Annotated in this window: 8 protein-coding genes; 5 read left to right on the top strand and 3 right to left on the bottom strand. The window is 61.1% G+C overall.

The window, feature by feature from the left end; all coding sequences use genetic code 11:
* Positions 1-199: 199 nt before the first annotated feature.
* Positions 200-1,108 (top strand): outer membrane protein assembly factor BamB family protein, encoded by a 909-nt coding sequence (locus FIV38_RS09070; RefSeq protein ID WP_235861055.1) that lies wholly within the window; start codon positions 200-202, stop codon positions 1,106-1,108.
* 86 nt (positions 1,109-1,194) lie between these two features.
* Positions 1,195-2,049, top strand: coding sequence for a transporter (locus FIV38_RS09065; protein WP_092237203.1), 855 nt, complete (start codon positions 1,195-1,197; stop codon positions 2,047-2,049).
* A 52-nt stretch (positions 2,050-2,101) separates the two neighbouring features.
* On the opposite strand, the gene FIV38_RS09060 is transcribed toward FIV38_RS09065, so the two are convergent.
* On the bottom strand, positions 2,102-2,437 hold the full coding sequence (locus FIV38_RS09060; RefSeq protein ID WP_029291131.1) for an ArsR/SmtB family transcription factor: 336 nt from the start codon (positions 2,435-2,437) through the stop codon (positions 2,102-2,104).
* Positions 2,438-2,495: 58 nt separating this feature from the next.
* On the opposite strand from FIV38_RS09060, the gene FIV38_RS09055 reads away from it, so the two are divergent.
* The 3 genes from FIV38_RS09055 (at position 2,496) to FIV38_RS09045 (ending at position 6,388) form a co-directional block, all read left to right on the top strand.
* The gene (locus tag FIV38_RS09055) at positions 2,496-3,587 is read left to right on the top strand and encodes an NADH:flavin oxidoreductase/NADH oxidase (RefSeq protein WP_029291132.1); all 1,092 of its coding nucleotides are present in this window, start codon (positions 2,496-2,498) and stop codon (positions 3,585-3,587) included.
* Positions 3,588-4,213: 626 nt separating this feature from the next.
* Entirely contained in the window at positions 4,214-5,383 is a 1,170-nt protein-coding gene (locus FIV38_RS09050) for a p-hydroxyphenylacetate 3-hydroxylase oxygenase component (protein WP_092237200.1), read from the top strand.
* Positions 5,384-5,446: 63 nt separating this feature from the next.
* Positions 5,447-6,388: a p-hydroxyphenylacetate 3-hydroxylase reductase component gene (locus FIV38_RS09045; protein WP_092237197.1), complete on the top strand. Its 942-nt coding sequence runs from the start codon at positions 5,447-5,449 to the stop codon at positions 6,386-6,388.
* A gap of 135 nt (positions 6,389-6,523) precedes the next feature.
* Here the strand turns inward: FIV38_RS09045 and nfsB are convergent, their stop codons facing one another.
* Positions 6,524-7,177 (bottom strand): oxygen-insensitive NAD(P)H nitroreductase, encoded by a 654-nt coding sequence (gene nfsB / locus FIV38_RS09040; RefSeq protein ID WP_029291141.1) that lies wholly within the window; start codon positions 7,175-7,177, stop codon positions 6,524-6,526.
* Positions 7,178-7,321: 144 nt separating this feature from the next.
* The gene (locus FIV38_RS09035) at positions 7,322-8,215 is read right to left on the bottom strand and encodes a glycine betaine ABC transporter substrate-binding protein (RefSeq protein WP_092237193.1); all 894 of its coding nucleotides are present in this window, start codon (positions 8,213-8,215) and stop codon (positions 7,322-7,324) included.
* Between the last annotated feature and the right edge of the window lie 7 nt (positions 8,216-8,222).

Here is an 8,222-nt window from a genome sequence, read left to right as displayed (position 1 = left end):
CAACATTTCCATGCTGATCACCCTGTGTTCTCCTGCTCAAAAAGTGAGCAGAAGCAGTTGAACACCTGGGTCAGTTTTCAGTCGGCAGAACAGCCTCTACTGGGTCAGTTTTCGGTCAGCGGCAACAGCCAGTGGCATCGACCTGCAGACCGGGCGGCCGATCCTCACCGGCGCGGCGGACTATTCCAAGGAGCCGAAGGTGGTGCAGCCGAGTTTCCTCGGTGGGCACAATTGGCACCCCATGTCCTACAGCCCGAAGACCGGCTACGTGTACATACCGGCGCAGTACACCCTGGCCGAATTGAAGGCGGCCAAGGCCCCGCAGTTCCTGCCGAACAAATCGGTGGTCAACTTTGGCCTGGATGTGCCGGACCTGCCGGAAGACCCGAAAGTGCTCAACCAGATCCGTGATGCCTGGAGCGGTGAGTTGATCGCCTGGGACCCGGTGACGCAGAAAGCCGCCTGGAAACAACCCTATGTCAGTGCCGGCAACGGCGGCACCCTCGCCACCGCCGGCAATCTGGTGTTCCAGGGCACCGCCGACGGGCGGGTGGTGGCCTACCGTGCCGACACCGGCAAGCCACTGTGGGAGCACCGTGCCAATTCCGGCGTGATGGCGGGGCCGGTCACTTATACGGTCAACGGCGAGCAGTACGTGGCGTTTTCGGTGGGGTGGGGCGGGATCCTGCCGCTGTTGACCGGACCGCTGACCAACAAGGGCAAGGTACGGGCCGAGTCGCGGGTGATTGCCTTCAAGCTCGGCGCCACCGGCGAGCTGCCACCGCCCAAGGCTGCGCCTGTGCTGCCGACCACCCGCCAAGTACTCACGGCGACACCCGGGCAACTGGCCCAGGCGCGTGACATGTTCAACGGCCTGTGCGCCGGTTGCCATGGCTTGAACGCGATCAGCGGTGGCGTGGTGCCAGACCTGCGCTATCTGGACGACAACAAGCACGCGGCATTTCCAGCCTATGTCAGCGGTGCGTTGATCAATAAAGGCATGCCCAACTTCTCTGACATTCTGCAGCGCGAAGACATGGAGCTGCTGCGCCAATACCTGGTCAAGCGGACCCAGGATTTGCAGGCCGATCTCAAGACGCACCACTGACCCCTCGTTGAAATCTGCGCCTGGCGACCTCCCATGGAGTCGTCATGGCGAAGCTTTGCCTCCAATAACAATAAGATGGACTCGCCATGAAAACACTGAGCACGTTGACCCTCGGCACACTTTTCGCCAGCCTGGCGCCTTTAGCCCATGCCGACGTCAAACCCGACCCCGGCGACTACACGGCCTTGCCCCAGGGCACCGATGTGGTGGTGCTGTACCAGCAGAACCCGCGGGGCGACAAGGTCTACTCCGGCGGCAAGAAAGTCGCCGACAACCTTGACCTGGACATGACCGTTGGCGTGTTGCGCCTGATCCACTTCACCGAGTTTTTCAACACCGGGCTGACCTGGGATCCGCAGATCGTCATTCCTTTCGGCTACCAGAAGATCGGTGCCAGCGACAGCAAGAACTCGGGGTTGGGCGACATCACGTTTGGCGGCACGGTGTGGACCATTGCGGATCTGGCCAACAACGAGCATCTGGGTTGGTCGGCGTTTGTCACCGCGCCCACGGGCAGCGACAAGAACCAGGGGTTTGCCCTGAGCAGCAACCGCTGGGCCGTGGATTTCCAGGTGGGTTATATCAAGGGGCTGACCGACAAAATCACCTGGGATGTGATTGCCGAGACGGAGTTCTACGGCGAACAGCGCGCCACCGATGCCAAGAAAGATCCGCTGCTGCAACTGCACAACCACCTGCGCTACAACTTCACCCCAGAGACTTACGCGGCGGTCTCCTATCGCCACAATTGGGGCGCCCGCGAGACGCTGGACCATGAAACCCTGACCACCAGCCGCAGCAATGGCACGGTGGGCTTTACCGTGGCCACGATGCTGGGCAAACAGGTGCAGGTATTGGGGCAACTGATGCATGACACATCAGTGCGTGAAGGGGTGAAGATCGATAATTCGCTGCAGTTTCGCCTGGCGTATTTCTACTGACCCGAAGGAGCCGGCTTGCCGGCGATGGCGCCCGAAAGGGCGCCTGAGTTCCTCACTGCTGGGACAGAATGCACTCCAGCAATCCAGGAAACCGCACGGCCAGCACATCGGCCCGCAAGGAGTTCATATGGGTGGTGCCAACGCTGCGCGTATGCACCAGCCCCGCATCCCGTAAAACCCGGAAGTGGTGGGACATGCTGGACTTTGGACGCCCGCCGTCCAACTCGCCACAACTGGCTTCTTCCACCCCGGCCAGGCAACGCACGATGTCCAGGCGCACGGGGTCGCTCAACGCGTAGAGCAGGCGTTCGAGGGTCAATTCTTCAGAGGAGGGATGTTTAAAGGCTCGCATGAAACGAATGATAACAGGGCTAGCATTGATTACCATAGTTCGATTAAGATCGAACTATCGAATCAAACGTTACCCTCGTTTCAGGAGCATTCCCATGGCTGCATTGTTCGAACCCTTTACGCTCAAAGACGTTACGTTGCGCAATCGCATCGCTATCCCGCCGATGTGCCAGTACATGGCCGAAGACGGCATGGTCAATGACTGGCATCACGTCCACCTCGCCAGCCTGGCCCGTGGTGGCGCCGGCCTGGTGGTGGTCGAGGCGACCGCCGTGGCCCCTGAAGGCCGGATCACTCCCGGTTGTACCGGCATCTGGAGCGATGCCCATGCGCAAGCCTTCGTACCCATGGTGCAAGCGATCAAGGCAGCAGGCTCGGTGCCCGGCATCCAGATCGCCCACGCCGGGCGCAAGGCCAGTTCCAACCGCCCATGGGAAGGCGACGACCATATCCCCGCCGGCGACGCCCGAGGCTGGCAAACCCTGGCACCCTCGGCGATCGCGTTTGGTGCGAACCTGCCGAAAGTCCCCCAGGCCATGACCCTGGAAGATATCGCCCGGGTACAGCAGGACTTTGTCGATGCCGCACGCCGTGCCCGAGACGCTGGCTTTGAGTGGATCGAACTGCATTTCGCCCACGGTTACCTGGGCCAGAGCTTTTTCTCCGAGCACTCCAACCAGCGCACCGATGCCTACGGTGGCAGCTTCGACAACCGCAGCCGCTTCCTCCTGGAAACCCTGGCCGCCGTGCGTGAAGTCTGGCCGGAAAACCTGCCGCTGACTGCGCGTTTCGGTGTTATCGAATATGACGGGCGTGACGAACAGACCCTGGAGGAATCCATTGAACTGGCCCGTCGCTTCAAGGACGGCGGTTTGGATTTGTTGAGCGTGAGCGTTGGCTTCACCATCCCCGACACCAATATCCCTTGGGGCCCGGCGTTCATGGGGCCGATTGCCGAGCGTGTACGTCGTGAAGCCGCTCTGCCGGTCACCTCGGCCTGGGGTTTCGGCACGCCGCAACTGGCCGAAGGGGCACTGCAGGCCGGTCATCTGGACCTGGTTTCCGTGGGCCGCGCACACCTGGCCGACCCGCACTGGGCGTACTTCGCCGCCAAGGAACTGGGCGTGGACAAGGCCTCCTGGACCCTGCCGGCGCCTTATGCGCACTGGCTTGAGCGCTATCGCTGAGGCACACGACGCTATCGCAGGCAAGCCAGCTCCCACACTGATCCCGTTACAACCCGGTCGAGTGTGGGCTTGCTCGCGATAGTCATAGGTATCTACACAACTTTGCCGTAACGCCTAAATCCAGGCAGATAGCGCAGTTGTGGCGAGCGGGCTTGCCCCGCGCTGGGCTGCGAAGCAGCCCTAAAACCAGCCGCTACGGAGTATCTGATACACCGCATACGGCTTACTGGGGCTGCTTCGCAGCCCAGCGCGGGCGATGCGGCGTTCCGACAAGCCCGCTCGCCACAGGAGAGTTCGTCAGTTTCTGAAAGTTGTGTAGATACCTATGCCGCGATAGCGGTGGTTCAGGCGCTACTTTTCCGGCAGGTACACACAGCTATCGCAGGCAAGCAGCGCCCATTGGATCTTGTTCCACCTCGGCCAAGCCGTCGCAGTTTCTGCGGCGGCTTTTTTGTGGGCCATGGAAAGTACAATCTTCCATTTGGAACGTGCATTTTGCGCTGCGACCAAGCGCCACATACTGGTCGCGTCATTACGAACGTTCCCGGTTGTTTTATCCTGCCTTTGGCTTGAACAGGGCGCAGACGCACCAGGAATGGGGATATCCAATAATAAAGAGACAACCCATGAAAAAGCCAAACCCTCTGCTCGAAGACCTCAAGTCAGTCCTGCCCACCATTGCTGCCAATGCCTTCGCCGCCGAGCAAGACCGTAGCGTGCCTGCCGAGAACATCGCGTTGCTCAAGGGCATCGGCATGCACCGCGCGTTCTTGCCGAAGAAATACGGCGGCATGGAAATCTCTTTGCCGCAATTTGCCCAGTGCATCGCCCTGTTGGCGGGCTCGTGCGCAAGTACCGCTTGGGCCATGAGCCTGCTGTGTACTCACAGCCATCAGATGGCAATGTTCCCGTCAAAGCTGCAGGACGAGGTCTGGGGCACTGACCCGGACGCCACCGCCAGCAGCAGCATCGCGCCGTTCGGGCGTACCGAAGAAGTGCCCGGTGGCGTGACCTTCAGCGGCGAGATGGGCTGGAGCTCAGGCTGCGATCATGCCGAATGGGCGATCATGGGCTTTCGCCGCAAAAACGCCGAAGGCACCCAGGATTATTGCTTCGCCGTGCTGCCGCGCAGTGACTACACGATTTGTGACGACTGGTTTGCCGTGGGCATGCGCGGCAGTGGCAGCAAGACCTTGATCGTCGACCAGGCCTTCGTCCCCGAGCACCGCATCCAGAAGGCCAAGGACATGATGGAAGGCAAGTCGGCGGGCTTTGGCCTGTACCCCGACAGCAAGATTTTCTTCGCGCCGTACCGTCCGTACTTTGCCAGCGGCTTTTCCACCGTCAGCCTGGGGATTGCCGAGCGTATGCTCGACGTGTTCCGTGAAAAAACCAAAAACCGCGTACGGGCCTACACCGGTGCGGCAGTCGGCGCTGCGACACCGGCGCTGATGCGCCTGGCCGAGTCCACCCACCAGGTGGCCGCCGCGCGGGCGTTGCTGGAAAAGAGCTGGGACGAGATCGCCGAGCACAGCGAACGCCATGAATACCCCAGCCGCGGCACCCTGGCGTTCTGGCGGACCAACCAGGGCTATGCCACCAAAATGTGCATCCAGGCGGTGGATCGCTTGATGGAAGCGGCGGGCGGCGGCGCCTGGTTTGAAACCAACGAGCTGCAACGTCTGTTCCGCGACGCTCACCTTACTGGGGCGCATGCCTATACCGACTACGACGTTTGCGCACAGATCCTGGGGCGTGAACTGATGGGCCTGGAGCCGGACCCGGCAATGGTCTGACCCACCACTCTTTACCTATAAGAACAATCAGGGCAGGGCCATCGGCCTGCCCGGGAGCCTTGCATGTCTACTGAAAACCCAAGCACCGCATTCGATACCCGCGCATTTCGCCGCGCCCTGGGCAATTTCGCCACCGGTGTCACGGTGGTGACCGCAGCTGATGCCCACGGGCGCAAGGTCGGGGTGACCGCCAACAGCTTCAACTCGGTGTCCCTGGACCCGCCGCTGATCCTGTGGAGCATCGACAAACGCTCGACCAGCCATGCAGTGTTCGAGACGGCCAGCCACTTTGCGGTGAACGTGCTGGCCGCCGATCAGATCGACCTGTCCAACAACTTCGCCCGGCCCAAGGACGACCGGTTTGCCGAAGTCGAGTACCAGGCCGGCGAGGGCGGGGCACCGATTCTGGCCGACTGCTCGGCACGTTTTGAGTGTGAGAAGTTCCAGCAGGTCGACGGGGGTGACCACTGGATCATGATTGGCAAAGTGGTTGCCTTCGACGACTGCGGTCGTTCGCCATTGCTGTATCACCAGGGCGCCTATTCCATGGTGCTGCCGCACACCCGCATGACCCAGCGCGAGGAAGGCCAGCCACCGAGCAGCCATTTCCAGGGCCGCCTGAGCCACAACCTGTACTACCTGATGACCCAGGCACTGCGGGCCTATCAGGCCAGCTACCAACCGCGTCAATTATCTACGGGCCTGCGCACCAGCGAAGCCCGGATGCTGATGGTGCTGGAGAACGACGCCGGCCTGAGCCTGGCCGAGCTGCAGCGCGAAGTAGCAATGCCGGCGCGCGAGATCGAAGAGGCGGTCAACAACCTCAAGCGCAAGGCCTTGGTACGCGATGATCAGGAGCGGGTCAAACTGACCACCAAGGGCATCGACGAAACCGAGTCGTTGTGGACCATCGCCCGTGAGCAGCAGGACAAGGTCTTCAGCCAATTCAGCGATGAACAGTTGGAGACCTTCAAGACCGTGCTCAAGGCGGTGATCCAGCATTGATAATGACGATCAAGTCGTAGCCTATCCCTTGTAGGAGCGGGCTTGCCCGCGATAGCGGTGGGTCAGGTACACCACAATCGCGGGCAAGCCCGCTCCCACAGGAATATGCGCTTGGCCGGCTGGTTGCCACCGCGATCAGATAAAGTCGAACAGCACCTGGGCAGGCAACCGGGATTTTGCCAGGCGGGCGTTGAAGTCTTCGTTGCTGCGATATCCCAGGCTTACCACCACTGAACTGGTAAACCCGCGCTCACGCAAACCCAGTTCGATATCCAACACCTTGCTGTCGAACCCTTCCATGGGCGTTGCATCAAGGTCCAGGGCTGCAGCCCCCAGCAACAGGGTACCCAGGGCCAGATAAGTTTGTTTCTCCATCCAGTGCTGGACGTCCTTGAGGTCATAGCGATGCAAATTGACAAAATTGTGCCGCCCTCTGTCCTGGCCTGCCTTGGCTTGCTCGTCGTGAAAGCGTCCATCGCTGGCCTCTTGGCTGAGCAGGGCCTGCAGGTATTCCTCAGTCATCTGGGTTCGGGTACACAGCACCAGCACATGGGAGGCGTCGAGGATTTTTGCCTGGTTGAAGCCAAAGGCACCTTCCGCACTTTTGGCAATACGTGCTTTGGCATGCTCACTTTCTGCGACCACAAAGTGCCAGGGTTGCGAGTTGACCGACGAGGGGCTGTTGCGCAGTTGCTCCAGCAACGGCTCCAGGGTGGCTTTGGGAATCTTGCGTGAAGCGTCGAAGAGTTTGGCGGTGTAACGGCGTTTGGAAAGTGTGACCATGTCCATCATTGAGTCCCCGTTCTTGGTTAGTTGAAGCCTTGGGTGCGTTGCCGCAGGTGCGCGGCGCGGATGTCCCGTCCAGCCCTTTGGCGCGGGATGGACGGGGCCGCTTTTTCAGAAATCTTCAAATACGTTTAAAGACGCGCCTGTTCAGGCCAGCGGTGCCAACCAGCGCCGCAACGTTTCCGGGTGCCTTGCCAGCCAGTCGCTTGCCGCTTCGTCAGCCGACTGTTCGCCGCGATTGAAGGCGTCGTCGAGCTCGGCAACGATGGCGTTCGACAGGCGAATGTTGTCCAGCACCTGGATCTCGGCGGTTGTCAGTAGCGCCAGGCGATCCTCGCGAGCCAGCAGCACGGCCCGGTCGACGCTGCCGAGCAAACCCTTGGGGTCGCTGAGGTCGCGGATGCGATAGCGGTGATGCAGGAACTGCGGATGCCACAGCGGCACGACGCCCCAGCGCTGCTGGTGGTACAGGGCTTCAAAGGCGTCAATGCAGTCATCCTGGGAGCCGGTGCGGAACTGGTACCCGGCGCGGTTCAAGCCGTACTCATCCATGATCTTCAACGAGAACCGGGTAATCCCGGCCCCAGGTCCGATGCCCTGGATCAGCGGGTGCATCCGGGGGCGCACGGCTGGCTTGAGCAGGTCCTCAATGGAGGCCACCTCCTGTTCGCTCACGTAGTCAGGTACACCCCACAATGCATAGGGCTCGTAATGCAGGCCCAGTTCACGGGTGGGCGTCACCGCATCGACGGTCTGCTTGTAGATGCCGTGGCTGAACGGAATCCAGGCCGAGGCAATCATGTCGATCGCGCCTTCGCGCAATCGCTTGAAGTTGTCCTCGTGCAGGGCATATTGGCGCTCCACGGTCAGGCCCATGTGCTGCATGACCTGGGCGACTACCGCGGCCGTGGCGCGGTGGAACGACAGGTCCGTGACACCCAGCCGTACCCGCCGTGAGCCGTTGGCGATATTGGCCCGGGCGAAGTCTTGATGGGTCACAGGCAGCTTTTTACCCGGACGCCTTGGTGTGGTTTTACCCATGGTTGTT

Origin of the sequence: Pseudomonas proteolytica (assembly GCF_007858275.1) — a bacterium.
Classification (GTDB): Bacteria; Pseudomonadota; Gammaproteobacteria; order Pseudomonadales; family Pseudomonadaceae; genus Aquipseudomonas; species Aquipseudomonas proteolytica.
The sequence above is the reverse complement of the archived record's forward strand: the minus strand, read 5'-3'. Positions and strand labels throughout refer to the sequence as shown.